Source organism: Peribacillus sp. NPDC056705 (assembly GCF_043656335.1).
Map to the genome: position 1 here is coordinate 1 of NZ_JBHTYI010000018.1, position 24680 is coordinate 24680.

The following is a 24680-nucleotide window of genomic DNA, read 5'->3' on the forward strand; positions in this document are numbered from 1 at the left end:
TAAATAAACTTAAGAATAGGAGGCGATATCATTTCTGGCTAATGAACGTTAATCAAAGGGAATACATCATCAATATTTTTGGAGGCGAAACAAGTGAATAGAGGACGTTTAGTTTTAATCAATGTCATTGGTTTGGTTATTATAGTAGCGGTATTAGCCGGTGGGGCTTATTACTATTATGAAAGCACGAATTTCATTAAAACGGATGAAGCGAAAGTGTCGGGAGAACTATATACCATCGTTGCCCCCGCTGCCGGTAAATTAGCGGATTGGGACTTACACGAAGGTGACAGTGTAAGTAAGAATGACCAAGTTGCCAATGTAACCACTTTAGATGGAAAAGAAGCAGTAAAAACCGCAGCACAAGGTACAATCGTTAAAACACAAGTGCATGATGAGCAGCTTGTTCAAGCGGGTCAAACGCTTGCTCAGACCATCAATATGGATGACCTGTCCATAACGGCTAATATTGAGGAAAATAAATTGAAGGATATCGAAAAAGGTGACAGCGTCGATATTATCATCGATGGAGATCCCGATACTGTTTTCGAAGGTACATTGGAACAGATCGGTTATGCCACAACGTCTGTCTTTTCAGTGATGGGCAATCAAAACAGCAGCGGGAACTATACGAAAGTCACTCAAAAAGTACCAGTTAAAATCTCCATTAAAGCACCATCCGATAAAGTTCTGCCTGGAATGAACGCAGAAGTGAAAATTTCAACTAAATAAACCGGCTACACAGTTATACAGAAAGGAGGCTTTTCAATAAATGGCTTCTCAAACCATCTCAGTAAATGAAAACAAGGGAATGAAACAGTTTGCCCCCATGTTAATTATCTTAATGCTAGGTTTGTTCATGGTCATTTTGAATCAAACTCTGCTTAGTGTCGCCATGCCGAGGATGATGGCAGAATTCAATGTAGCTGCGACTACGATTCAATGGTTATCAACTGGATTCATGCTCGTGAACGGTGCCTTGATCCCACTGTCCGCTTTCTTAATAGAACGGTTTGGCACGCGGGTTTTATTCCTTGCTGCCATGTTTCTATTCACTGTCGGGACATTCATCTGCGGGATTGCACCTAATTTCCCCGTCATCCTTACAGGCCGGCTGATCCAGGCGGCTGGCGGCGGGATTCTCCAGCCACTGGTCATGACGATTATCCTTTTCATCTTCCCTCCGGAAATGCGCGGGAAAGGAATGGGGATATTCGGACTTGCCATTATGTTTGCCCCTGCCATCGGCCCGACTTTATCAGGTTGGGTCATTCAGGAATATAGCTGGCGGGTGATGTTCTACGCAATGGTGCCATTAGGCATTATCGTAATAATACTTGCCCTTCTAAGCATGCATAATGTAGCAGAACCAAAGAAAATCAAATTGGATTTATTGGGCGCCTCTTTATCCTTGCTAGGTGTTGCATCATTACTATACGGTGTCAGTGAAGCAGGATCCAAAGGCTGGACGGATTCACTCGTTCTGGGAACGATCATCATCGGGCTGACCCTATTGACCCTATTTGTGGTTCAACAGCTAAAATCGGAAACACCTATGCTCGACTTCCGTGTATTCAAGTATGACATGTTCGTATTATCGAATATCATTTCCGCCATCGTCACAGTGGCCATGTTCACCGGGATATTCTTATTGCCAATATATTTGCAGACCTTAAGAGGCTTCACACCAGTTCAATCCGGTCTATTGATGTTACCCGGAGCACTTGTGATGATGGTGATGTCGCCCATTTCAGGAGCATTATTTGACAAAATCGGTCCTCGTCCATTAGCACTTTTTGGTTTAGCGATCACTGCAGTCACAACCTTCGAATTTGCTAATTTGACTACGGAAACGTCCTATTCGACTTTGGTCATCATCTATGCCATCCGTGCACTAGGAATGTCTTTACTGATGATGCCGATCATGACAGCTGGGATGAACCAGCTTCCTAAGCATTTGAATACCCATGGTACGGCAATGAGCAATACGCTGAAACAAGTTACCGGAGCCATTGGTACGAGTTTCGTGACGACCATTTATACTACCCGTGCTTCATTCCATGGAACTGCTTTAGGAACGGAAATGAGTACGAGTGATCCCGGTTTTGTTCAGAATTACCAAACAATCGTCCAATCCATCATGAGTTCGATGAATCAAACTAGTGAACAGGCACAGGAAACTGCCATGTCGCTGATTTCTTCCCAAATCCAGGGCCAAGCAAATGTAATGGGAATCAATGATGCATTCTTTTGGGCAACAGGCTTCGCAATTGCCGGTATCGTTCTCTCACTGTTTTTGCGTGACGTTCGGAAGGACAAAGCAATGAAAAAAGCTAAACAGGAACATTTGGATGTACCTTTGCTTCCTTCACCAGTAAAAAAATCGGTTTAACTAAATGGGGGAATAAAAATGAAGATCTATGTTGTTTACGACAGTGAAGGCAACCATACGAAAGCACTTGCCGAATCAATAGCTCAAGGAGCCTCTTCGGTTCCTGGGGCTGAGGTTCTCATTGACCATGTTAACGAGGCGGATGTTTATAAGCTTCAGGAAATGGATGCAATCATTTGGGGCTGTCCCGGTCATTTCGGCACCATCAGTTCGAGTTTGAAAACATGGATTGATAAACTTGGTTATCTATGGGCGGAGGGTGCGCTGATCAATAAAGTGGGGGCAGTATTCTGTACGACGGCCACCGTACACGGCGGACTCGAGGCTACCATGCTGAACTTAATCACACCAATGCTTCATCAAGGCATGATCATTGTGGGCTTACCCGGCACTGTTCCGGAAAACGCCTTATACGGTTCCTACTATGGAGTAGGGATAAGCTGTCCGCCAGGTGTGGATGACAACATCACCAAAAATGACTTGCAGCTTGGAGAAGCATTAGGAAAACGGGTAGCCCATGTCACACGTTCATTCATAAACGAGCTCTAGGAGGCTTGATTCAATGGGCATAATTCTAATTATCATCGTTGCCATAATAGCGGTTACGGGCTTGATCACATTCAATATCAAAGCCTTATCACCTGAAGATAAGCCGCCGGGTGTCGAGGAAGAGAACTCATTGGAAGAGTCCTCTATCTCTTCGGCAGATGATTCCGTTACCGAAATCATCTCCCCAACAGACAATGATGAATTGAAAATGAAAGATCAGGATTATCGTTTGGCTCTTTCCAAGCTTCACAATCAAAAGCCAAATGATGAGCCAACTGCAGAAAAAAAGCCTAATCTTCGCAAAATGAAAGACGCGGAATATCGTGGTACTTTGGAAGACTTCCAGGAAAATCGTGACTGAAACACATCCCCCCATTAGGCTATTCGCCTCTTTTTGGGTTTTCAATTACTATGCATGAAAGGAACATTTCCGACCTCCGCCGCCGCCTTTAGCTTAAAGATCGACTGCTGGTTTAACTTATTTTTCTGGTTGACAACTATTCACAAAGACTTTAAGCTAAGGTAATGCAACACAAACATTTTTTTAAACTCAACTTTTGTTGAGAGACGGAATTTTAAAAGGATTTCCTTTTTTCGTTCGTCACTTGCCTTTTTGGCAGGTGGCGATTTTTATTTTTTCAGGGGGGAAAAACATGCAACTTTTGAAGTATTCCATAATGGTCTTAATCGGTTCGATCTCATATGGCACATTATCCACGATGATCAAATTTGGATTCATGGATGGCCATTCTTCCGGGGAACTGGTCGGCAGTCAATACCTCGTCGGTTGGCTGATTGTCTCCGTGTTATTTCTTTTTTCGTTTAAATATAAAGTTTCATGGAAGAGTGCCGGATTACTATTAATCACGGGCATGATGTCCACTTTCGTCGGAAAGGCCTATGCCGTTTCCGTATCCGAGCTTCCCGCTTCGATTGCCGTTGTCTTTTTATTTCAATTTACCTGGATTGGCGTCCTTATAGAAAGTTTCTTAAATAAAAGACGCCCCGATAAAAATAAACTCATTGCCATCTTCGTTCTCTTCATCGGTACATTATTGGCGGGGGCGATCTTTGGTCAGTCACTATCCGGTCTAAGCCTGAAAGGCGTATTGTTTGGATTATTGTCTGCGTTGCTCTTTGCACTGTATATGTACTGCAACTCTCAATTCGCAGTTGGGGAATCTTCAATGAAACGGTTGTTTTTCATTGCAACGGGTGCCATGCTGACTGCTGTATTCACGACTAACCCCGTCACACTTGTGACGAATCTTGTCCAAACGAACCTATGGTACTACGGTCTGCTGCTCGGCACATTGGGTGTTTTAGTTCCTTTCTTTTTCTTTGCTGTCAGTTTGCCGAAAGTGGGTGTCGGGCTTGGAACGATTCTTTGTGCAGCAGAGCTTCCTTCAGCGATGGTCGTTTCCGTCATCTTCTTGAATGAACAGGTTACGTCACTGCAATGGTTCGGAATGTGCTTGATCATCGTCGGCATCGCCTTGCCTGAAGGAATAAAGCATCTGCCGCGATTTCTTCCTGACAGAAAAAAAACGCTGCATGAAAAAAGGATTTCATAACATTTATCCACCGGTTCGGATAAGAATAAGAAAGACCATTCCCGTTAGTGGAATGGTCTTCTTTTATATATTGTTTTTCCTTTTCTCCTTAAGCATCCAATTGTTGCACTTGAAATAGGTTGTAATAATGCCCTTGCTTTTTCATGAGTTCTTCGTGTGTTCCCATTTCCGTAATTTCCCCATTATCGATATGAACGATCCGATCGGCATGGGTGATGGTCGATAGCCGGTGGGCCACGATGATGGTGGTCCGGTTTTTCGCCAAAATATCCAGCGCCTCCTGGATATAGTGTTCACTTTCCAAATCCAATGCCGATGTGGCTTCGTCGAGAACAAGGATTGGCGGGTTTTTCAAAAATACCCTCGCAATGGCCACCCGTTGTTTTTGGCCTCCGGATAATTTAACTCCCCGCTCCCCGACTTTCGTTTCATATCCTTCTTTTAGACCCATGATGAAGTCATGAGCATTCGCCGCCTTTGCCGCTTCAAATACTTCTTCATCACTTGCATCAGGCCGTCCCATAAGGATATTGGCCTTAACCGATTCACTAAATAAGATATTATCCTGGAGAACCATTCCTATTTTATCTCTTAGGCTGCGGACTTGATATTTACGGATATCCGTCCCATCCAATAATACCCTTCCCTCCGTCACATCATAGAAACGGGAAATCAAACTGACAATCGAGGATTTCCCGCCTCCGCTCATCCCGACAAGTGCAATGGTTTCCCCTGGTTTAACATCCAAATTGATATGTTTTAAAACGGGTGCCTCTTTCTCGTCATAAGAAAACGATACATCCTGAAAGGTTATACCGCCATCCACATGCTTCAACTCTTTCGCCCCTGGTTCGTCATCGATATCATACTTCTCATCCACAAACTCAAAAACCCTGTCCATGGACGCCAATGTCTGGGTCATTGTCGTCGAAGAGTTAACTAAACGTCTGAGGGGATTATATAGCCGGTCTATGAAACCGACGAAAGCAACCATGGTACCCAGTGACAATTGGTCATGAATGACCTGATAACCGGCAAATCCTATAACGAGCAGGGGGGCAATATCCGTGATCGTATTCACGACAGCAAATGACTTAGCATTCCAGCTCGTATGCTTTAGGGCCTTATCGAGGAAATTCTTGTTCTGCTTCGCAAACAATTCCTGTTCCCTGTCCTCTATCGCAAAGCTTTTGATGACCGACATCCCTGAAACCCGTTCATGTAGGTGACTCTGTACATCCGCCAACGCTTGGGACCGAATCCTTGTATAGGTTCTCAGCTTACCGAAGAAATGCTTGATCGAAAATGCGTAAAATGGAAGCATGATGATGGATACAATGGTTAGCTTCACGTCCATCGTAAACATGATGACTATCACTATGATGATCGTTGCGATATCGAGCCAAAGGTTCATCAGACCCGTGATGACAAAGTTCTTCGTTTGTTCCACATCCGTGATCATCCTTGAAATGACCTCGCCCACTCTTGTATTGGAATAATATTTAAAACTCAGTTTCTGTATATGAGTAAATAAATCATTACGAATATCATATAAGATTTTCGTTCCGGTCCATTGAGCGAAATATTGACGGTAATACTCAATCGGCGGTCTGACTGCAACGAAAATGAATATCATGATGGCCATTGCCCATAAAAGGCGTTCGGACTTCACGGCTTTGGACAGGTCACCATTTCCGATGATGTCATCCACAATATACTTACTGAGCAATGGAAGCAAAAGCGGAATCGCGAACTTTAGCAATCCAATCAGTACCGTCCCGATTATCTGCCATTTATATGGTTTGACGAATTGCAAATATCTCTTAATGCTCCCCACGGATTTCCTCCTTTTCTGAATCATTAAATCCAAATGATAAAAAAAGTCCATAACAGTCCATTTGGAATCTTATTTCTTAAATGCACCATTCAATTATATTTTCCTTTTCGATGATTAACTATCAAAAGGATTTCATTCACTACCTTTCATAAACATATATAGGAGGTTTAATGGTTCCTGCATTCTTGAAAGATTGAATCAGATGTGTAGGCACGATACATAATGAAAAAGCCTGCCAATTATGCAGCAGGCCTTTTCTATCATCGATAGGTTAAAAAGCGTTCATACCAACTATCAATAAACTCTGCGGAGAATGGTCCTTTTCGCTGGCGTATCATATAAATCAAATAGTCTACGTTCTGTTTCAATATTGAATCGATGGCATCCGGGTAATTCATTTCTTTCCGATGCCTTTCATATTCATCCTCATCCAGCAAATTAAACGTCATATCTGGGAATACTTTAATGTCCAGGTCATAGTCAATGTATTTCAATGCTCCCGATTCGTATGTGAACGGCGAACTGATATTGCAATAGTAATAAACCCCGTCCTCTCTCAACATACCAATAACATTAAACCAATACTTTGAATGAAAATAGCAAATCGCCGGCTCTCTCGTAATCCAGGTCCTTCCATCTGATTCCGTTACCATAGTACGGTCATTCGCTGCTATCACCAGATTTTGGGTCCCTTTTAAAACGGTCGTCTCTTCCCAGATACGATGGATATGTCCATTATGTTTATAGCTATGGATTTGGATTTTTCCTCCTTCGGCAGGAACAATCCCCATTTATCTCTCCCTACTTTCTATAGACACCCTGACAGCGTACTGTGCCCTATTCCGTTTGCAGTTGTTGTGTGTATTTAAAAATATATACTTTTTTCCATTTACCCTATATTCCTATATTATAGCGATTTATTCATAAATTTAAAACAAAAGTGGCTAATCTCCCAGTGAAAATGTGTAAATAAGTCGAAAAAGTCTGACCATCCACCCATTTTAACTAAGAAATTAGCCGTTTATTCATCGTATGGCAGCCTGTCCTTGCTGAAAATAACGGATGACTTCTTCCGTTTGCTTCTCGAACATATCATGGATACTTTTCAATTCCTGCTTTTTGAGTTGAATCTCTTCCTGAATGGTGACTGCTTCACTCTCCTCTTCCAGGGCAAGGAGTTGCTTCTCTATATCTTGGCATCTTTCGATTTCGGATTGTAAAAGTAAAAGCTTATCCATCGTTTTCAACTGGTTGTTTATAAGCCGGTTAAATTCCTCCATGAATGCACCTTCCTAATCTATATTTTTTCTATAGTATGTATATTCTATTTTTACCCGTTTTTTCCTTTGACATAATATGTAAACACAAAGAAACATTTGTCGAATCCAATGAAAGTCAAAAAAAGCACCCTTCAAAAGAAGGATGCTTTTCATCGGCGATTAGCCTTGGCTTTTATTGCTTTGAGATTTTTGATTTTGTTGTTTTACTTCTTGAACGTTAGTTTCAGAAGCAAACTCTGTACCGAATTGGCCTTGTGCTTGACCTTGACCTTTTTTTTGCTGAGACTGCGCGTTTTGTTGTCTCACTTCTTGAGCGTTAGTTTCAGAAGCAAATTCTGTACCGAATTGGCCTTGACCTTGTTGAGATTGAGCGTTTTGTTGTCTCACTTGTTGAACATCAGTACCTGCTTGTGATTTATTCATGTTTTTAGCCATTGATATCACCTCCACGATAATAAGATAACCATTATCCAGGAGTGTTATCCAACTAAAAACATTTAAATTTTTCCAGTTACATTAAACAAGCAATGAAATGCCTCCATCAACTATTAAGGTTTGTCCACGAATCATACTGGCTCCGTCGGAAATTAAAAATAGGATGGTATTCACCATGTCTTCCACCTCGACCATCCGTCCAGCCGGAGTCTGTTCTGCCGCCTCGGCAAGCATTTCATCCCGATTCGGGAAAGACTTCAGGGCATCTGTATCGATCACACCGCCTGAAACGGCATTGACACAAATATTTTTTTCAGCCAATTCGACCGCTAAATATCTTGTCAGGGCTTCAAGCGCAGCTTTGGAAACTCCAACAGCTGTATAATTTTTCAAATAGCGAATGGATCCTAGCGAACTGATGCTGACGATTTTCCCCCCGCCGTTCCTCTCCATTAATTTCGCCGCTTCCTGTGCACAGAAAAGAAGGGCTTTTGTATTGATGTCCATCGTCCAGTTCCAATGGGATTCCTCCAGCTCCATCAACGGACGCTGCACTCCTGAGGCCGCATTATTGATGAATATATCCAAACGTCCATAATAAGCATCGATTTCCTCAAACATGCTTTTCACTTTCGCAACGTCACCGACATTTGCCTTAACTACAAGGGCTTTACGCCCCAACGCTTCAATTTCGGCTGCCACTTCTAATGCTTTTGACTTGCTCCGGGCATAATTAATAACGAGGTCGTAACCTTCCTCCGCAAGCTTTATTGCCGTGCTTCTGCCTAAACCTTTACTGCTACCTGTAACGAGTGCCACTTTTTGTTCCATTCGTTTATTCATCCTTTCTGAGTAAACACCGAGTAATAAAAATCATTTTTTTAAGGAGTGTTACTGTTATGTATATTGGACGTGATATGACAGAGTTGTCGATGATGAAAAAATCGGATTGGGAAAATAGTGAACTTGCCTATTTTCATCACTCCCTTCAACAAATGGTACCTTATTTAAACCAAGAAGGACAGAGTATCCATAGCGAAATCATCAAAGAAATTGAAAATAGAGGCGGACTTAACAGGCAGGAAGCCGATTATACTCATGGAACGAAAACCCTTTACGATTGATTTTATACGGATATGACTTTGAAAACCAACAAAAGAAAGAGGATATCTTAGCCGATATCCTCTTTCATGCTCCCCGTTTCACTAGCGCCTTTTTTTAATCACAATTTTATTATAAGACGTTATAGCCATTGCGCAAATCAGGGCTGTCCCCAAAAATGTTAACGAATATAAAGAAGGTGAAAGGACATTACCGAATACCGTTTCATTCTGGAGTGCCCCTACTTGTTCCCATGCATTTTCAATATCCGGTTTATATCTGCTCGTTTTTATGGACCCGACCATTATCATACTCCCAAAATATAAAGCATGAATGATGATTGAACCTATGAATGCTTGAATGACTATCCTCATTCCCTCGCCCCCCAACACCCTTATATTACCATATATTCAAAAAAAGCCTTTATTCAATATGTTCTTTTTCTTTATACGCCTTCATCATTTTTTGGTGGGAAACCGGAAATGCCAACTCCTCCATCTCTGCCTCACTCACCCACTTAAGTTGCTGTTCTCTTAGTGTATCTTCACTGATGGCCTCTTTGACCGCTCCGATATATGTGTCCACTTTCCAAACGAGATGTGAGAAAACATGTTCAATTCTCACAAGGGATTCAGTGATTTCAGGTTTGACGCCATACATTTCCTGAAACCGACTCACGAAGAATTCCCGCTTATGCAAAAGGGATGAATGGTTTTCGAAGTTCGGATATTCCCAAAGATTTGCAAGCAACCCTTCTGATGCTCGCTTATGAATTAAATATTCACCTTTTTCATTCGTTAGAACGGCAGCTACAATTGGTACATCCCGTGTTTTTTTCTTTTGGATTTTCACCGGCAATTCCGACTGAACCCCGGATTCAAATGCTAGACAATGACTTTGAACAGGACATAATAGGCAGGCAGGCTTACCTGGTGTGCAGATTAATGCACCAAGCTCCATCAAGGCTTGATTGAAGGCAGAGGTATGTTCATGATCGATCAGCTCTCTGACGGCAGCTTCGAATGTTTTTCTTGTCTTTGGCTTTGCTATGTCTTCATATATCATCAATATCCTTGATAAAACACGCATGACGTTTCCATCAACGGCTGGCTCAGGCTTGCCGTATGCGATACTAAGAATCGCACCAGCTGTATAAGGGCCGACACCTTTCAATTTTGAAATTTCCGCGGGATCATCCGGTACGATTCCATTATAGGAAGCCTTCACTTCCTGAACGGCACTATGCAGATTCCTTACACGTGAGTAATATCCCAGCCCTTCCCATGCTTTTAGGATTTTCTCTTCATCGGCATTGGCAAAATCCTCGAGTGTTGGGAACCATTCCACAAATCGGTTGAAATAAGGAATCACCGTATCCACTCTCGTTTGCTGCAACATTATTTCAGAAACCCAAACACGGTATGGATCTTTATTTTTCCTCCATGGCAATTCTCGTTGTTCTTCGAGAAACCAGGAAACCAAATCTTTTTGAAATTCTTCGATTGTTATTTTTTCTATTGTCGGGATCGTTATTTCTTTCACATCAGTTCCTCCAAAGATGTTAAACTCTTATCAAAAATGGGAATACCTATAATAGGTCATTCTTTTTTTAATAGCATGTTCATATCCATTTATTTATAACGGGCACGGAAATAAGTAAAAATTTTATTCATTTGATGGTTATTATATAAATACGGTATGATGAGAGAAGATCATTTTTTTCAAATTGTGGCAGGGAGGTTAGTTTTTTGGATACAGGTACTCACTTTGTCATGGGAATTGCTCTTGGAGGTCTTGCCACATTAGATCCTGTCATTGCGCAGAGCCCAGTCACCGCAAGTGCAGTCATAGCAGGTACGATATTGGGATCACAAGCTCCAGACATTGACACCGTTTTAAAATTAAGGAATAACGCTGTATATATTCGAAATCACCGTGGAATCACGCATTCCATTCCCGCTGTTTTACTTTGGCCCTTGATAATCAGTGGAGCACTTTTCGCCATCATACCTGAAGCAAATTACCTTCATCTTTGGCTTTGGACCTTTTTAGCCGTATTCCTTCATGTATTCGTGGATATATTCAATGCTTATGGGACCCAGGCTCTTAGGCCAATTTCATCAAAATGGGTAGCTTTAGGGGTCATCAATACATTTGATCCGTTCATTTTTGGAATACATGTTGCCGGCCTGATATTATGGGGCTTTGGATTTCCTCCAGGCTATTTATTTCTTTCCATTTACGGAATACTCGTCATTTACTACATTTCCAGATTTAGGGAACAAGCTTTTATAAAGAAAGTGGTCAAACGGCAAATTCCTGGAGCAAGGAAAATTCTTTTATCACCGACCATGCGTTTTCACCGCTGGAAAATTGCGGTTATTACTGAAAAGAATTATTATGTGGCACGAGCTGATAATGGATATGTGACGATTCTTGATACGTTCGATCGAGTGCCCTTACCTGAAAGTGAAATTCTCGAAGCCGCCAAGAAGGATATCAACTTGGCAGCCTTTCTGTCCTTTTCTCCGGTTTACCGCTTTGAAATTGAACAGATAAAAGAATATTATGAAGTCCGTTTCATCGATTTAAGATACCGAAGCAATGGATATTACCCGTTTGTGGCAGTGGTCCATTTAGACAGCGAATTGAATATCTTGAATTCTTATACCGGCTGGATTTTCAGCGAAGCGAAACTGCAGAAGAAATTGAATATTATTTTGTAGTCGCTGTATATTGAAAAAGAGCTGATTCCAGGGAACCCCTCTGGAATCAGCTTTTTTAATGCAGTAGATTCTGCTGATTTAATAACTGTCGATATTTAGGGTTCTTTGCAATGAACTCGTGGAATTGCTCACCATAGTTATCAATCCAGGTCCTTACAACGCGTGATGTCATTTCTTCTCCGGCATATTCATGCCCAGCCTTTGCATAGGTCGCTTCGAAATCTTCCCATAATAATTCCACCCAAGTCAAAGCTTGCTCATACGTGATGTGTTCATTTTTCTCAAGCAGTATCTTGGTTAACCTTTCATGGTAATCATTCATTTGAACCACCTCATTGCCAATATTTTTACAGAATGAACTATACTGTCCCATACCCATACTAGTTGTAAGCGGAAACGCTTCTTTCTTTAATCTGATGCTTGGAGGAGAAAAATTTGCGAAATAAACAAAAAGGATTCCCCAACCAAAACAATAATAAATTCCAAGGCGAGCCTCGTGCAAAGGCAAGATATGCTTCAAAGCGTGCAGATGGCAGTATTAATACACACCCTCAAGAAAGAATGAAAGCATCAAACGAGCGATCGAATTAACTCGTACACCAGAAGGAATCGGGTTTCTTCCTCGATTCCTTTTTTATTTCAGCATTGAAATCGGAAGTGCTTCTTCCTTACCGCTACCACCTAAGCGGTAACCCCAGGCGAATACGCCGTTCATATAATCAATTTTGAAATAGACCCCGGGATCTCCGTCAATTTGATATATTTCACCTTTTTTGAAATCATCCGGATTTAACAAATAGGCCTTGGCCATCGTCACTTTTCGTTCCAATACAGAGTATTCATTAACCATTCCCAATTGCTCTGCTTTTCTCGCTTTTTCTGTCAACGCTGCAATTTCCTGTTGTAGTTCATAGGCGGACAACTTGCTGTATCTTACGTCACTCATATATATGACTCCTTAAATGAAATATTAATTTACTTCTATATTAAACAAAATTTAGTGATTTGGCTATCGATGCACTTAATCCGCATCTGAATTGGAAAGAAAACGGTCAATCAATTCTATTGGAAAACCTTTTCGGTATAATGCCTGCTTAATTTTTTGTTCATATTCGAAGCCTTCATGGTTTTTATATCGGCGTTGCATTTTTTCGGCATGGTGGCAAAGAGAATCCCATTGTTCATCTTCATCCTTTTCAACCGTCACATCTTCAAGTGCTTCATGGATGACATCTCTAGGGAAACCTTTCCGTAACAAGGTTTGTTCAACTTTCAACCTTAAAGCTCGTTCGGAAATGTTTTTTTCCTTTTTGACCGCTTTTCCAGCAAGTTTCCTTGCATGTTCAATCTGAATATCATAGGGGTATTCCTTCAATGCCTCGATAACCAACTTTTCTTGCACCCCTTTTTCCTTAAGCTCGAGCTTAAGGGTAGTGGGCCCTTTATTGCCTCCATTCACATGGGTCCGTACGTAAGCCTTGGAAAATTCAAGGTCATCTAAATAGTTAAAACTGTATAGTTTATGTATCGCTTCTTTAATGATCGGCTCTTCCGTCTCCTTCTTTTTTAAATAAAGGCGAATTTCCGATTCCGAGCGCATTCGGTATGATAAATAATTAAGTGCATCGGTAAATGCTTTTTGGATTTCATCATGGAATTGTATTTCTGCCAAAAGCAGGTCATCAAGTTCCATACCCTTTTTCAAATGAAATTTCATTAGCACTTCTTCATCTACACTGAAGGCATATTTTTCGTCAACGAAAATGTTATAACGATCTTTACGTTTCTTTTGGGTTGTTATTTTTGTTATGTTTGGCATAAATCCACCCCCACCACTACTTTACCCCTTTACGTTTACCATTTCTATATATAGCATGTCTAAAAATGAAAAAAGAACATGGACATGTTAAAGTGAAGGAAAGAAAGGGAAAGGAAGTGGTTTTCATGAAAATAGCCATTGCTGGTGGAAGCGGTTTTGTCGGCACAGCCCTTATTGATGAATTATCAAAAGAAAATCATGATATATATATTTTGACCCGTCATCCCAAAAAATTTAAAAAACAGACTAATTTGACATATATTGGATGGTTGACCAAGGAGGCACAGCCGGAAAAGCACTTGGCGGGGCTAGATGTTTTCATTAACCTTGCTGGTGAATCCCTTAACAGCGGGCGTTGGACACCTGAACGAAAACGCCGGATTGTCGAAAGCCGGGTCGAAGCTTCCAAAGAGATGAACCGGATCATCTCCATGCTGCCCGATAAATTGTCCGTCATCATTAATGCAAGTGCAGTCGGATATTATGGTATTTCGGACGATGAGACCTTTACCGAAACCTCTGGATCCGTTGGTGATGATTTCCTGGCCCGTACTGTTCAACTATGGGAAAAGGAAGCAGCTAAATCACGCTCTTACAGTAATAGATTGGTCCTAACAAGATTTGGGGTGATTCTTGGAGAAAAAGGTGGCGCACTGCCAATGATGGTCCTTCCCTATAAACTATTCGGCGGAGGAAAGATGGGCAAAGGGAATCAGTGGCTTTCCTGGATTCATATCCATGACGTGGTCCGGGCAATCATCTTTTGCATGAATGATCAGCGGATAGATGGTCCAGTCAATTTTACGGCGCCGAACCCCGTTCAGATGGATACATTCGGGAAAACGATAGGAGCTATCCTGCACCGGCCACATTGGTTACCCGTACCTCCCTTCTTCCTCAAAAAACTGCTGGGGGAAATGAGCATACTTGTGCTTGAAGGACAAAATGTCCTTCCCACTAAACTTAAAGACGAAGGATTCACTTTCTCCTTTCCAATCCTTAAAGAAGCTTTACAAAATATCTTGAATGAAGATTCTCACGTATGAAAGGGTCATTTTAGGAAAAAATAGGGATATTAAGTGAAATGGAGATGATCAAATTGCTCAAAAAACACGATAAAGAGAAAAGTAACTTAACTAGTACCCAAGCGATTCTTTATGCTCGTGAATTTAAAAAAGCGGATCGTGCTGGCGGTTATACCGAGAAGAAATCCCGTCGTTAAGTTTGGAGTTTTTTCCCGTACATTTTGAATAGCCACCCAACACAAAATAAGCTGGAGATGATTAGTGAATTCATCTCCAGCTTATTTTATATTCTAGGGGGCGCTAACATGGGACGAAATGGCATACACCATAATCGAGATAAGAACAAACAAAAACTTCCTCAAGTTCCTAAAAACCTGAAGAGTGACGGACTTGACGTTGAATATTCTTCCGAACTGGCTGACCAGGAAGACATCAAGGCACAAGCCCGGGCAAATGCAGCTGACCGCCGTGCTCATAATCGCCGTTAATAAGCATGATAAATCAAACCAAGGGGTTGTAAATCAGCCCCTTGTGTTTTCTTTATTTACATAGCTTATCCACATACCTGTGTATATTGTGGATATATTCTGAAAATACTGACAAACAATAAGTACAATAACACACTTTATCAACATGAAAATAATGTTATTTATGGATAACCCTGTGGATTATGTGGATAGATGGAATGTTATGCTACCCACGCTGTATCTTTGTTGTGGATAACTATTCTCTCTACTTGATTTGTTCCACAGGGTTATTATTTATATAATCTTTCATCCATAATTGTTACGCTCTTTATTAAATTTCTTCCTTCCAAGTATGATCGCATGCCAAGCAATTCTAAATGACTCCCCCCTAACTTGTCAGTGGTTGCATCCGCTACTGACCCCGGCATTAAAGAAAGGTCCCCAAACTTTCTCCATTAATGTTTTCTTCTAACTGTTTACGAAGCATGAACTTTTGTATCTTCCCGCTGGCGTTACGAGGCAGCTCATTACAGAAAATATATCTTCTTGGACGTTTATAGTTCGCTAGCGTAACACTGTTTTTACACCAGGCTTCTAAATCGTTTTCCGCTAGCGAAGGGTCTTTGGCTACGATGAAGGCCGTCACCGTTTCCCCCCATTGATCATCCGGCTGACCAAGTACTGCACAGTCGAGAACTCCATGATGCTCATATAGTGTATCTTCCACTTCACGTGGATAAATATTTTCCCCTCCAGAAATAATCATGTCGTCCACCCGGTCCTTGACCCACAGATATCCGTCTTCATCCAGGAAACCGATGTCACCGGAATGGTACCAGCCTTTGTAAAGCGCCTTTTCGGTCTCTCTATCTTTTTGAAAATACCCCTGCATGATACACGGACCCTTCACAAGAATTTCCCCTGTTTCCCCAGGTTCCAGCATATCCTCGGGATCCGATGGCCCTTCGTCATTCGGACGGGCAATGATTATTTCATGATCGGAACATGCCTTGCCGGCAGAACCTGCTTTCCTAATTTGGTCTTCCTCCAATAGGAGAGTGATCGCGGGACCCATTTCAGTCATTCCATAAGCTTGGATGAACTGGATGCCGAGTTTCTCCTGACAGGCACGTACAAGTGTTGGAGCCATCGGGGCTGCCCCATAAAGCCCAAGCCTCAAACTCTGGAATTTGTACTCATCCAATTTTTCCTGGAGGAGCATGTTCCACATCGTAGGTGCAGCAAAAAACTTGGTGATCCCTTCCGATTCAATCAGTTCCATGACCTTTTTGGGATTAAACTGATGTAATATGACATTTGCGGCACCGACCTGTATGCGAGGTAAAAAGGAACAGTGCAATTCGGCACAATGAAACATCGGTGCAGTGATCAAACCGATATCAGAGCGTTCATACTTCATGGCCTCAATTAGAATCTCGGCTTGTTTGACCATGTCTTTATGAAGGTGAATGACCCCTTTTGGACATCCGGTTGTCCCGCTCGTATACATGATGGCATAGATATCATCTTCGTGAACGTCCACTTCATCTGGCTTTGATGAGATACTTGCCATTTTCTGGCGGTAACCTTTTGCATATCCAGGCACATTATCATCAATATACCAAAAAGCCGTTTCCGGAAATCGCTTTTCAATCGCGGCAACGTTCGTTTCCAGTTCGTGTTCGAATAAAACGACCTTTGGAGCAGCGTCGTTCAAGATGAAGGCCAACTCTTCCGGCATTAATCGGAAGTTGATCGGATTAAAGATTGCGCCGATTTTTGCACAGGCAAAGAATGCTGTTGCAAGCTCTTCATTGTTGTAAAGGTACGTAGAGACCCTGTCCCCTTTTCGCACCCCTTCCGCTTGGAGGGCCGCCGCCAATCTATTCACCTGCTCATTCCATTGAATGTACGTATAGCGGATATTTCTTCTCACGTCGTAGATAGCTTCTTTAATGGGAAATTTCTGAACCGTATGATCAAAGATATTTTTAATCGTTACTGACATATCATGTTCCTCCTCAAGTAACCACCATCAACAGGCAGAGTTCAGGCAAATCCTGCCGATGGTCGGCTTCATCCCTTTTTCAGCTTTTACTTTCGTGCGAATTACGAATGTTCATAAATCGATAGTCCGGCTTCCGCTCAATCTTTCAATGATGGTTGCATTTGCCATGCCGTGGCCTTCACACATTGTTTGCAGCCCATAACGGCCGCCCGTCCTTTCTAACTCATGGATCATCGACACCATCAATCTGGCCCCGCTTCCGCCAAGAGGGTGACCCAGGGCAATCGCCCCGCCATTTGGATTCAGCTTTTGGGGGTCTGCCCCCGTTTCTTTTAGCCAGGCAATCGGTACAGGAGCGAAAGCCTCATTCACTTCAAAGATATCGATATCATCAATTGTAAGACCTGCTTTTTCCAAGGCTTTTTTGGTGGCGGGAATCGGTCCCGTAAGCATCAGGGTGGGATCTGACCCGACAACAACCCGTGTATGCACTTTAAAGCGCGGTTTCAATCCAAGTTCTTCGGCTTTACTGCGTTCCACCAATAATAAAACGGCAGCACCATCACTGATTTGACTGGAGTTCCCTGCATGGATTAAACCGCCTTCCTGAAAAACCGGTTTCAATCCAGCAAGCACTTCAAGCGTGGTTCCATCCCTTGGGCCTTGATCTTCCGTAACTTCGATTAGATTTCCTTCATTATCAGTACCCGTTATTGATATCATTTCACGGTTAAAATGCCCTTCTTTTTGAGCGCGTATTGCCTTGGCATGGCTCTCAACGGAAAACTGATCACAATCTTCCCGTGTTATTCCCCACTTATCGGCGATTCTCTCAGCTGACAAACCTTGGTTGATCACCTCATACGAGTCCATATACTTTTGACTTGTTCCAGCACCTTGATAATTAGACCCCATGGGAACTCGTGACATGTTCTCCACACCACCGGCCACTACCACATCCATATCACCTGACAAGATGGCCTGGGAAGCGAAATGGACTGCCTGCTGACTTGATCCGCATTGACGGTCAATCGTCGTTCCCGGCACTTCAATTGGAAATCCAGCAATCAGTGCAGCAACCCTTGCTATATCACCGGCCTGTTCGCCCGACTGTGAAACGCAACCTAAAATGACATCATCGACAATAGCTGGATCGATGCCCGCCTTTTCAATCAGCTTCTTCATTACTTCCCCTGCCAGATCATCAGGGCGAACGTCTTTCAAGACACCGTTCCTTCTGCCAACTGGCGTGCGTATCCCTTCAATGATAACCACTTCCCGCATATACTCTCTCCCCTTCTCATCGTTTTATTATAGACCCAGATTCTTGGCGATGATTTTCTTCATGATTTCATTTGTCCCGGCATAGATGCTTGCTACGGGAACATCCCGATACCTTCTGGCAATCTTGTATTCCTCCATATATCCATAGCCGCCATGGAGCTGCATGCATTCAATGGATATTTTTCGGGCAGTCTCCGTCAAACGCCATTTTGCCATCGAAACTTCATTTACAACCTGTTCACCAGCCATATGTTTGGCGATCAATTGATCTAGGAAGGCACGCCCCATTTTGATTTCCGTTGCCATTTCCGCCATTTTGAATTGGGTATTTTGAAACTGACTTACGGATTTTCCAAAAGCTTCCCTGCCCTTCACGTACTCAATCGTATCGGCCAGCATATCCTCAGATGCAGTTTGAGCACAAATCGCCACCACAAGGCGTTCCTGCTGCAATTTTTCCATTAAGTAAGTAAACCCCTTGCCTTCTTCACCAAGCAGGTTTTCCTTTGGAACACGGCAATCCTCGAAGATGAGTTCTGCTGTATCCTGACTGTGCAAGCCAAGTTTCTTCAGTTTTCTCCCCCTGGAAAACCCGGGTGTATCCCTTTCGACCACGACTAAGCTAACGCCTTTATGTTTCGGAACGGCACTTGGATCCGTTTTACAGGCAACGATGACCAAATCCGAATGAATGCCATTTGTGATGAATGTCTTTTGGCCATTTAATATGTAATGATCTCCATCCAAAATGGCAGTCGTTTTAATATTGGCCAAATCTGAACCCGTGCCAGGCTCTGTCATGGCAATGGCTGTAATGATTTCCCCTGTCGTGCATTTAGGAAGCCAGCGCCGTTTCTGCGACTCATTTCCGTATGCGGAAATATACGGAACGGTGATGTCACTGTGAAGTCCGAAACCAATGAAACCAGAACCGACTCTTTCCAATTCCTCATTAATTATGACAGCAAAGCCCCAATCTACCCCGGAACCCCCATAATCTTCTCCAAGGTCTGGACATAAAAAACCCTGTTCCCCCATTTTCACCCAAAATGACCGGGGAATGATTCTCTCTTCTTCCCATCGTTCATAGTTGGGAACTGCTTCTTTCTCTAAAAACTTTCGGAATGACTTACGGAAAATTTCATGATCTTCACTTAGGTATGGATGCTTCATCTGTTTTCTCTCCTCTCCATTTCCTTGCCGGAGGCTCTTTTTCCAGTTTACAATGGATTTCCCTGAAGGAATTAACAACTTACCTGGGTGCCATTCTAATGGCCCCATCAAGCCTGATGGTTTCCCCATTCAGCATTGGATTCGTTATGATGCTTTCCGTTAGTTTGGCGTACTCTTCGGGATACCCGAGCCTTGGTGGGAATGGCACGGTTTTACCTAATGACATCCTGGCTTCTTCAGGCAATGAATCGAACATCGGAGTATGGAATAGTCCGGGTGCAATCGATACGACACGTATCCCTTTGGTGGCAAGCTCCCTTGCAATCGGGAGAGTCATGGCAGCAATCCCCCCCTTAGAGGCACTATATGCGGCTTGTCCGATTTGTCCTTCAAAGGCAGCTACCGAAGCTGTATTGATAATGACCCCACGCTCCCCCTCTTGGTTCGGTTCATTTTCGACCATTTTTTCAACCGCAAGCCGGATTACGTTAAACGTACCGATCAAATTGATCTGCACGACATTTGAGAACGCTTTCAATTCGTGTATACCTTTTCTGCCTATGACCTTCTCTGCAATCGCAATGCCTGCACAGTTGATGACCGTATTGATGCTCCCGAATTTTTTCATTCCTTCATCCAATGCTACCGATACGCTTTCTTCACTGGTTACATCCGTTTTAATAAACAGCACTGAATCTCCCAATTCCTGCACCATTTTAGCGCCGTTTTCTTCCGAGAGGTCAAATATGACCGCTTTTCCACCTTTTTTAATGATGTTTCTTACTGTTGCAGCTCCCAGACCAGAAGCCCCGCCTGTCACAACTGCAATGGTTTCTTGAATTTCCAAATTCCCACCCCATTTGTTTTCTAGAATATATATTCATCTCTTCCTATCATCAAAACCTATTTTCAAGATTAATTACACCGCTTGCCTGTTTTATCGTTCACTTTCAAGTCATGAAGGGTTTCGGTAAATCCTTTGATTACCTGTTCAAAATCTTGCTTTAATCCATCCAGCTCTTTAATGCGTTCATTAATTTCGTTTAATTTCTGTCCTGCAGTTTCAATCGTTTTTTCCAATTGCTTAATGCCTGTCCTATCCTTATCGAATAAAAGGACTATATCCTTTATTTCCACTAACGAAAAACCATACTTCTTACCGCGCATTATGATTTTGAGCTGTGCATATTCTTTCTTTCCATAAACTCTTTTTCCCGTTTCGGTACGCTTTGGCCTAAGCATACCCAGTTCCTCATAATAACGGAGGGTCCTTGTCGTCAATCCGAATTCTTTTGCTAACTCAGAAATGGTGTACATGTTAAAACCACACTTTGCAAAGGGATTATTTACCTTTATTCTAACATTGACGTAAACGTAAACTTCAATAAATATTCACAAAATTTATAATATATGAAACTATATGAAAGATTTAAATTGATATACTATAGGTATATTAATTAAATGAAGGGAATGATCGATCAATGCTATGTTCAAGGATATTAGTTGCTTATGATGAATCTGAATTGGCACTTAAATCTTTAGAAAAAGCGATTGAATTAGCGAAGCTGGATCCCGCTGTGGAAATCCAAGTGCTTCACGCTGTAACATTGCCAATCAAATCAAATATATATGGCAATGCATTTCAGGAAATTGAAGAATCCATGCTCAAGTATGGCAAGGAAGTGGTTAAAAAAGCGGAAGCGCTTTTATCCGAAATCCCGAATGCATCCCAAACATTTGTCGTAGAGGGCTCAGCCATCACGACTTTATTGGAACATGCAAAATCCCAGAATTGTGACCTTATCATCATGGGCAGCCGCGGATTGAGCGGTTTCAAGGAATTCCTTGGCAGTGTAAGCCACTACATCGTTCAACGTTCCCCAGTGCCCGTCTTGTTGGTCAAATAAAATTTACGGCGGATATTATTGCCAGTCTTTTCATAAGCTGGGTTCCCCTTGGGAATCCAGCTTATTTATACGTGCATGAAAACCAAGTAAAGCTTACTATGTTTTACAAACACTTCCGTTTACGGGTAAAATGAAACTAATTTTAAACGAGGATAACAGGTGACGCAATGGATATTAAACATTTGCAATACTTTATAGAAGTAACTAATTTCAATAGCTTCACTCGTGCTGCCGACCATTTATTCATTACCCAGCCGACAATCAGCAAGATGATTAAAAACCTGGAAACCGAGCTAGGTGTTGAGCTTTTTGATCGTTCACGCAAGCAACTGATCTTGACCGATGCAGGCAGGGTTGTCTTAGAGCAGGCAAAATTGATTGATAAGGCCTTTCACAATTTAGAAACGGAAATGGACAATTTATTAGGTTTAAAAAAGGGACATATACGCATCGGGCTGCCGCCGATCATCGACGCTTCTTTCTTCCCCCGGATTCTTAGCCGTTTTCACGAGGACTATCCCAATATTACCTTTCAATTAGTAGAGGATGGTTCAAAGAAAATAGAAGAATCCGTCCAAAATGACTTAATTGATATAGGAGTAATAGTCCTGCCAACCAACACCGCACTTTTTCATCATTTTGCTTTTTTGGAAGAAGACATCAACTTGATTGTTCATCCCACCCATCCGCATGCATGTAAGGAAGAAATCGATTTGGCCGACCTGGAAAACGAATCTTTCATCTTATTCAATAAAGATTACGTCCTCCGAGATCTCATCATTTCATCCTGTAATGAAGCTGGTTTTTCTCCACATATTGTTACTGAAAGCTCACGCTGGGATTTTATTGAGGAAATGGTCTACTGTAAACTTGGCGTTGCTCTATTACCGGAAGGTTTATGCCGCCATGATGAGCGCGTAAAGACAATCAAGGTTAAAAACCCCTCCATCAGTTGGAATTTAGGATTTATATGGAGTAAGGACCATTACCTTTCATACGCTGCAAAAGAATGGCTGAAATATACGAGGGAAGCGCTATCTCAAAAGTAGTGAATTATCTAGCATGATTGATGTAAGCACTATCATAGATTTGAGTTATGCACATGATAACATCTAACCATTTTACAAGGCGTTACGGCGAGGGTAGACTAGTATAAGTAAAATGCACGGTAAATGCTGATGGATCCAATATATTCTAAAAAGGAGATATTCATGATCACTTTATCTAGTGTCGATGAGTTACAGGCAACAGAAGCAGCTCTGGAGAAAATTAAATATTCTTACCCCGAACTATTTAATAAACTGCTCCATGTCGTTGCCTTAACACGGGCTCTTCAATTTAAATATCAATTTATGGGCACATTAATCATGGAAGAAAACCCAAACGAATATACCCCTGAATTCGTTATGCCCTCCGTTATCGGATTATATATAGAGGAAGTTCAAAAGTTAAAGGATGATCCGAATATCCAGGTATTACTTCAGACCTTCTCCCAAATTAAAAATATTGGATATGCCAAAATCAGTATGCTCGTGCTCGGTAAAAGCCCTGAATCGCTTTTAGGAGCTTCATACATCAAATGAAGCCCCCTGATATCCTGATATGCTCCGAAAAAAAACCTCCCTTAATGGAAGGTTTTTTTCTTTACGTGTAATTAAAGCACTTTACTCAAAAAGGCTTTAGTTCTTTCCTGTTGGGGATTATTAAAAATCTCACTTGGAATATTTTCTTCAATAATATAACCTTCGTCCATGAAAATCACGCGATCTCCAACTTCTTTTGCAAACCCCATCTCATGGGTCACAACTACCATGGTCATGCCTTCCTTAGCCAGTTGCTTCATGACCTCAAGAACTTCACCGACCATTTCCGGATCTAGAGCGGAAGTCGGCTCGTCGAATAGCATGATTTTGGGCTCCATCGCCAACGCCCTGGCAATTGCGACACGTTGCTTTTGTCCCCCCGATAATGAATCCGGATATGCCTTCGCTTTCTCGGCAAGTCCCACTTTCTTAAGCAGTTCCATCCCTCTTTGGGAAGCCTGTTCTTTGGATATTTTGCGGACCTTTATAGGCGCAAGCATTATATTTTCAAGAACAGTCTTATGTGGAAATAAGTTAAAATGCTGAAATACCATGCCAACTTCCGTCCGGACTTTATTGATATTGACCTTCTTGTCTGTCGTATCAAGCCCTTCAATGAAAATATGGCCTCCCGTTATCGTTTCAAGTTGATTGATACACCTGAGGAATGTGGATTTACCCGACCCAGAAGGACCAATCACCACGACTACTTCCCGAGGGGAAACGATTGCATTGATATTTTTCAATACCTCATTTTCGCCAAATGACTTCTTTAGATTCTCCACCTTGATCATTCTGTTTTCAACCTTCTTTCGAGTCTATTTAATACGAAACTTAAAATGAGGGTCAGGAATAAATAGATGAAGGCACACGCCAAGTATGGCTCCCACACTTTAAAGTACTGACTCCCCATCGCTTTCCCCCAATACATCAATTCCGGGGCAGCAATGACACAAAGCAGGGATGAATCCTTCAATAATACGATGAATTCATTTCCTAACGGAGGAATCATTCGTTTGAAAGCTTGGGGCAATACAACATGTATCATTGTTTGGGTATGGGTCATTCCCAATGAACGCGCCCCTTCCATTTGCCCTTTATCGATGGATTGAATGCCCGCCCGGAAAATTTCGGCAATGTATGCGGCTGCATTTAAAGATAAAGCAATGACACCGGCAGTTACTGCATTCGTTTCCCCAGTAAAAAAGGGCACAATTCCAAAATGGATTAAAAAGATTTGAACTAAAAGCGGTGTTCCGCGAAAAACCGTGACATAACAGTAAAATGGAAAGGCAAGCACTTTGTTTCTCATGATTTTCCCTAAACCGATCAATAACCCCAAAAAAGTTCCGATGAGGATGGAGGAAACCGACAGCCCTATTGTAAGCAACGTTCCTTTTAATAAGAAAGGAGCATATTCAAAAATAATATCCCAGCGAAAACTCATATTGTTTCCCTCCTAAGGCCAAAAAAACTGCGTAACTTCACACGTAAAGTTACGCAATCTTTTACTATCCATT

At 42.1% G+C, this 24680-nt stretch carries 31 protein-coding genes; 14 read left to right on the forward strand and 17 right to left on the reverse strand.

Annotated features, from left to right (window positions below; genetic code table 11):
• The first annotated feature begins 93 nt into the window (after positions 1 to 93).
• From ACFRAK_RS18700 to ACFRAK_RS18720, 5 genes are all read left to right on the forward strand, one after another.
• Entirely contained in the window at positions 94 to 732 is a 639-nt protein-coding gene (locus tag ACFRAK_RS18700; protein ID WP_098370619.1) for a biotin/lipoyl-containing protein, read from the forward strand.
• A gap of 40 nt (positions 733 to 772) precedes the next feature.
• Complete coding sequence (locus tag ACFRAK_RS18705; RefSeq protein ID WP_260287933.1) at positions 773 to 2392, forward strand: DHA2 family efflux MFS transporter permease subunit; 1620 nt, start codon at positions 773 to 775, stop codon at positions 2390 to 2392.
• An 18-nt stretch (positions 2393 to 2410) separates the two neighbouring features.
• Positions 2411 to 2941, forward strand: coding sequence for an NAD(P)H-dependent oxidoreductase (locus tag ACFRAK_RS18710; protein ID WP_387604519.1), 531 nt, complete (start codon positions 2411 to 2413; stop codon positions 2939 to 2941).
• Positions 2942 to 2954: 13 nt separating this feature from the next.
• Positions 2955 to 3302, forward strand: coding sequence for a hypothetical protein (locus ACFRAK_RS18715; protein ID WP_260287931.1), 348 nt, complete (start codon positions 2955 to 2957; stop codon positions 3300 to 3302).
• A gap of 292 nt (positions 3303 to 3594) precedes the next feature.
• Positions 3595 to 4515, forward strand: coding sequence for an EamA family transporter (locus ACFRAK_RS18720; RefSeq protein WP_260287929.1), 921 nt, complete (start codon positions 3595 to 3597; stop codon positions 4513 to 4515).
• Positions 4516 to 4603: 88 nt separating this feature from the next.
• Here ACFRAK_RS18720 and ACFRAK_RS18725 read toward each other — a convergent pair whose 3' ends face one another.
• The 5 genes from ACFRAK_RS18725 to fabL all read right to left on the reverse strand — a co-directional run bounded on the left by ACFRAK_RS18725 (position 4604) and on the right by fabL (position 8898).
• Positions 4604 to 6352 carry an ABC transporter ATP-binding protein gene (locus ACFRAK_RS18725; protein WP_387604521.1) on the reverse strand — a complete coding sequence of 583 codons (1749 nt, stop codon included), beginning with the start codon at positions 6350 to 6352 and terminating at the stop codon, positions 4604 to 4606.
• A gap of 260 nt (positions 6353 to 6612) precedes the next feature.
• On the reverse strand, positions 6613 to 7143 hold the full coding sequence (ntdP, locus tag ACFRAK_RS18730) for a nucleoside tri-diphosphate phosphatase (protein WP_063234823.1): 531 nt from the start codon (positions 7141 to 7143) through the stop codon (positions 6613 to 6615).
• A gap of 234 nt (positions 7144 to 7377) precedes the next feature.
• A complete protein-coding gene (locus ACFRAK_RS18735; RefSeq protein WP_063577340.1) occupies positions 7378 to 7632 on the reverse strand; it encodes a YgaB family protein in 255 nt (84 codons plus the stop codon).
• Positions 7633 to 7791: 159 nt separating this feature from the next.
• Entirely contained in the window at positions 7792 to 8067 is a 276-nt protein-coding gene (locus ACFRAK_RS18740; RefSeq protein WP_387604523.1) for a gamma-type small acid-soluble spore protein, read from the reverse strand.
• An 81-nt stretch (positions 8068 to 8148) separates the two neighbouring features.
• Positions 8149 to 8898 carry an enoyl-[acyl-carrier-protein] reductase FabL gene (gene fabL / locus ACFRAK_RS18745; protein ID WP_387604525.1) on the reverse strand — a complete coding sequence of 250 codons (750 nt, stop codon included), beginning with the start codon at positions 8896 to 8898 and terminating at the stop codon, positions 8149 to 8151.
• A gap of 68 nt (positions 8899 to 8966) precedes the next feature.
• On the opposite strand from fabL, the gene ACFRAK_RS18750 reads away from it, so the two are divergent.
• On the forward strand, positions 8967 to 9191 hold the full coding sequence (locus ACFRAK_RS18750) for a hypothetical protein (protein ID WP_260287924.1): 225 nt from the start codon (positions 8967 to 8969) through the stop codon (positions 9189 to 9191).
• Positions 9192 to 9272: 81 nt separating this feature from the next.
• Here the strand turns inward: ACFRAK_RS18750 and ACFRAK_RS18755 are convergent, their stop codons facing one another.
• Positions 9273 to 9542, reverse strand: coding sequence for a hypothetical protein (locus tag ACFRAK_RS18755; RefSeq protein WP_260287923.1), 270 nt, complete (start codon positions 9540 to 9542; stop codon positions 9273 to 9275).
• 49 nt (positions 9543 to 9591) lie between these two features.
• Complete coding sequence (gene mutY, locus ACFRAK_RS18760; RefSeq protein ID WP_387604527.1) at positions 9592 to 10710, reverse strand: A/G-specific adenine glycosylase; 1119 nt, start codon at positions 10708 to 10710, stop codon at positions 9592 to 9594.
• A gap of 206 nt (positions 10711 to 10916) precedes the next feature.
• Here mutY and ACFRAK_RS18765 point away from each other — a divergent pair, with 206 nt between their 5' ends.
• Positions 10917 to 11894 carry a metal-dependent hydrolase gene (locus ACFRAK_RS18765; protein WP_076371135.1) on the forward strand — a complete coding sequence of 326 codons (978 nt, stop codon included), beginning with the start codon at positions 10917 to 10919 and terminating at the stop codon, positions 11892 to 11894.
• Between the two features lie 55 nt (positions 11895 to 11949).
• Here the strand turns inward: ACFRAK_RS18765 and ACFRAK_RS18770 are convergent, their stop codons facing one another.
• Positions 11950 to 12216: a YfhJ family protein gene (locus ACFRAK_RS18770; RefSeq protein ID WP_387604529.1), complete on the reverse strand. Its 267-nt coding sequence runs from the start codon at positions 12214 to 12216 to the stop codon at positions 11950 to 11952.
• 113 nt (positions 12217 to 12329) lie between these two features.
• Here ACFRAK_RS18770 and ACFRAK_RS18775 point away from each other — a divergent pair, with 113 nt between their 5' ends.
• On the forward strand, positions 12330 to 12485 hold the full coding sequence (locus ACFRAK_RS18775) for a small, acid-soluble spore protein K (RefSeq protein ID WP_034305387.1): 156 nt from the start codon (positions 12330 to 12332) through the stop codon (positions 12483 to 12485).
• A gap of 43 nt (positions 12486 to 12528) precedes the next feature.
• Here ACFRAK_RS18775 and ACFRAK_RS18780 read toward each other — a convergent pair whose 3' ends face one another.
• Together ACFRAK_RS18780 and recX are read right to left on the reverse strand one after the other, a co-directional pair.
• On the reverse strand, positions 12529 to 12840 hold the full coding sequence (locus tag ACFRAK_RS18780; protein ID WP_034305394.1) for a YfhH family protein: 312 nt from the start codon (positions 12838 to 12840) through the stop codon (positions 12529 to 12531).
• A 75-nt stretch (positions 12841 to 12915) separates the two neighbouring features.
• Positions 12916 to 13713 carry a recombination regulator RecX gene (gene recX / locus ACFRAK_RS18785; protein WP_387604531.1) on the reverse strand — a complete coding sequence of 266 codons (798 nt, stop codon included), beginning with the start codon at positions 13711 to 13713 and terminating at the stop codon, positions 12916 to 12918.
• 125 nt (positions 13714 to 13838) lie between these two features.
• On the opposite strand from recX, the gene ACFRAK_RS18790 reads away from it, so the two are divergent.
• The 3 genes from ACFRAK_RS18790 (at position 13839) to ACFRAK_RS18800 (ending at position 15226) form a co-directional block, all read left to right on the forward strand.
• On the forward strand, positions 13839 to 14759 hold the full coding sequence (locus tag ACFRAK_RS18790) for a TIGR01777 family oxidoreductase (RefSeq protein ID WP_387604638.1): 921 nt from the start codon (positions 13839 to 13841) through the stop codon (positions 14757 to 14759).
• Between the two features lie 38 nt (positions 14760 to 14797).
• Positions 14798 to 14935, forward strand: coding sequence for a YfhE family protein (locus ACFRAK_RS18795; RefSeq protein ID WP_387705071.1), 138 nt, complete (start codon positions 14798 to 14800; stop codon positions 14933 to 14935).
• Between the two features lie 108 nt (positions 14936 to 15043).
• Positions 15044 to 15226 (forward strand): YfhD family protein, encoded by a 183-nt coding sequence (locus ACFRAK_RS18800; protein WP_260287920.1) that lies wholly within the window; start codon positions 15044 to 15046, stop codon positions 15224 to 15226.
• Between the two features lie 406 nt (positions 15227 to 15632).
• On the opposite strand, the gene ACFRAK_RS18805 is transcribed toward ACFRAK_RS18800, so the two are convergent.
• The 5 genes from ACFRAK_RS18805 to ACFRAK_RS18825 form a co-directional block, all read right to left on the reverse strand.
• A complete protein-coding gene (locus ACFRAK_RS18805) occupies positions 15633 to 17213 on the reverse strand; it encodes a fatty acid--CoA ligase (protein WP_394572235.1) in 1581 nt (526 codons plus the stop codon).
• 111 nt (positions 17214 to 17324) lie between these two features.
• Positions 17325 to 18497 (reverse strand): thiolase family protein, encoded by a 1173-nt coding sequence (locus ACFRAK_RS18810; protein WP_394572236.1) that lies wholly within the window; start codon positions 18495 to 18497, stop codon positions 17325 to 17327.
• Between the two features lie 27 nt (positions 18498 to 18524).
• Complete coding sequence (locus tag ACFRAK_RS18815; RefSeq protein ID WP_387705067.1) at positions 18525 to 19670, reverse strand: acyl-CoA dehydrogenase family protein; 1146 nt, start codon at positions 19668 to 19670, stop codon at positions 18525 to 18527.
• Positions 19671 to 19749: 79 nt separating this feature from the next.
• Positions 19750 to 20517, reverse strand: coding sequence for a 3-hydroxyacyl-CoA dehydrogenase (locus ACFRAK_RS18820; RefSeq protein WP_387604540.1), 768 nt, complete (start codon positions 20515 to 20517; stop codon positions 19750 to 19752).
• A gap of 68 nt (positions 20518 to 20585) precedes the next feature.
• On the reverse strand, positions 20586 to 20987 hold the full coding sequence (locus ACFRAK_RS18825; protein ID WP_192207864.1) for a MerR family transcriptional regulator: 402 nt from the start codon (positions 20985 to 20987) through the stop codon (positions 20586 to 20588).
• 164 nt (positions 20988 to 21151) lie between these two features.
• Here ACFRAK_RS18825 and ACFRAK_RS18830 point away from each other — a divergent pair, with 164 nt between their 5' ends.
• The 3 genes from ACFRAK_RS18830 (at position 21152) to ACFRAK_RS18840 (ending at position 23160) form a co-directional block, all read left to right on the forward strand.
• Positions 21152 to 21577 (forward strand): universal stress protein, encoded by a 426-nt coding sequence (locus tag ACFRAK_RS18830; protein ID WP_387604544.1) that lies wholly within the window; start codon positions 21152 to 21154, stop codon positions 21575 to 21577.
• Positions 21578 to 21744: 167 nt separating this feature from the next.
• Entirely contained in the window at positions 21745 to 22626 is an 882-nt protein-coding gene (gene cidR, locus ACFRAK_RS18835; RefSeq protein WP_387604546.1) for a cidABC operon transcriptional activator CidR, read from the forward strand.
• 162 nt (positions 22627 to 22788) lie between these two features.
• A complete protein-coding gene (locus tag ACFRAK_RS18840; protein WP_260287910.1) occupies positions 22789 to 23160 on the forward strand; it encodes a hypothetical protein in 372 nt (123 codons plus the stop codon).
• A gap of 71 nt (positions 23161 to 23231) precedes the next feature.
• On the opposite strand, the gene ACFRAK_RS18845 is transcribed toward ACFRAK_RS18840, so the two are convergent.
• Both ACFRAK_RS18845 and ACFRAK_RS18850 read right to left on the reverse strand, forming a co-directional pair.
• Positions 23232 to 23954: an amino acid ABC transporter ATP-binding protein gene (locus tag ACFRAK_RS18845; RefSeq protein WP_387604548.1), complete on the reverse strand. Its 723-nt coding sequence runs from the start codon at positions 23952 to 23954 to the stop codon at positions 23232 to 23234.
• A complete protein-coding gene (locus ACFRAK_RS18850; protein ID WP_061461716.1) occupies positions 23951 to 24607 on the reverse strand; it encodes an amino acid ABC transporter permease in 657 nt (218 codons plus the stop codon). The genes ACFRAK_RS18845 and ACFRAK_RS18850 overlap by 4 nt, the downstream gene beginning before the upstream one ends.
• Positions 24608 to 24680: the final 73 nt, after the last annotated feature.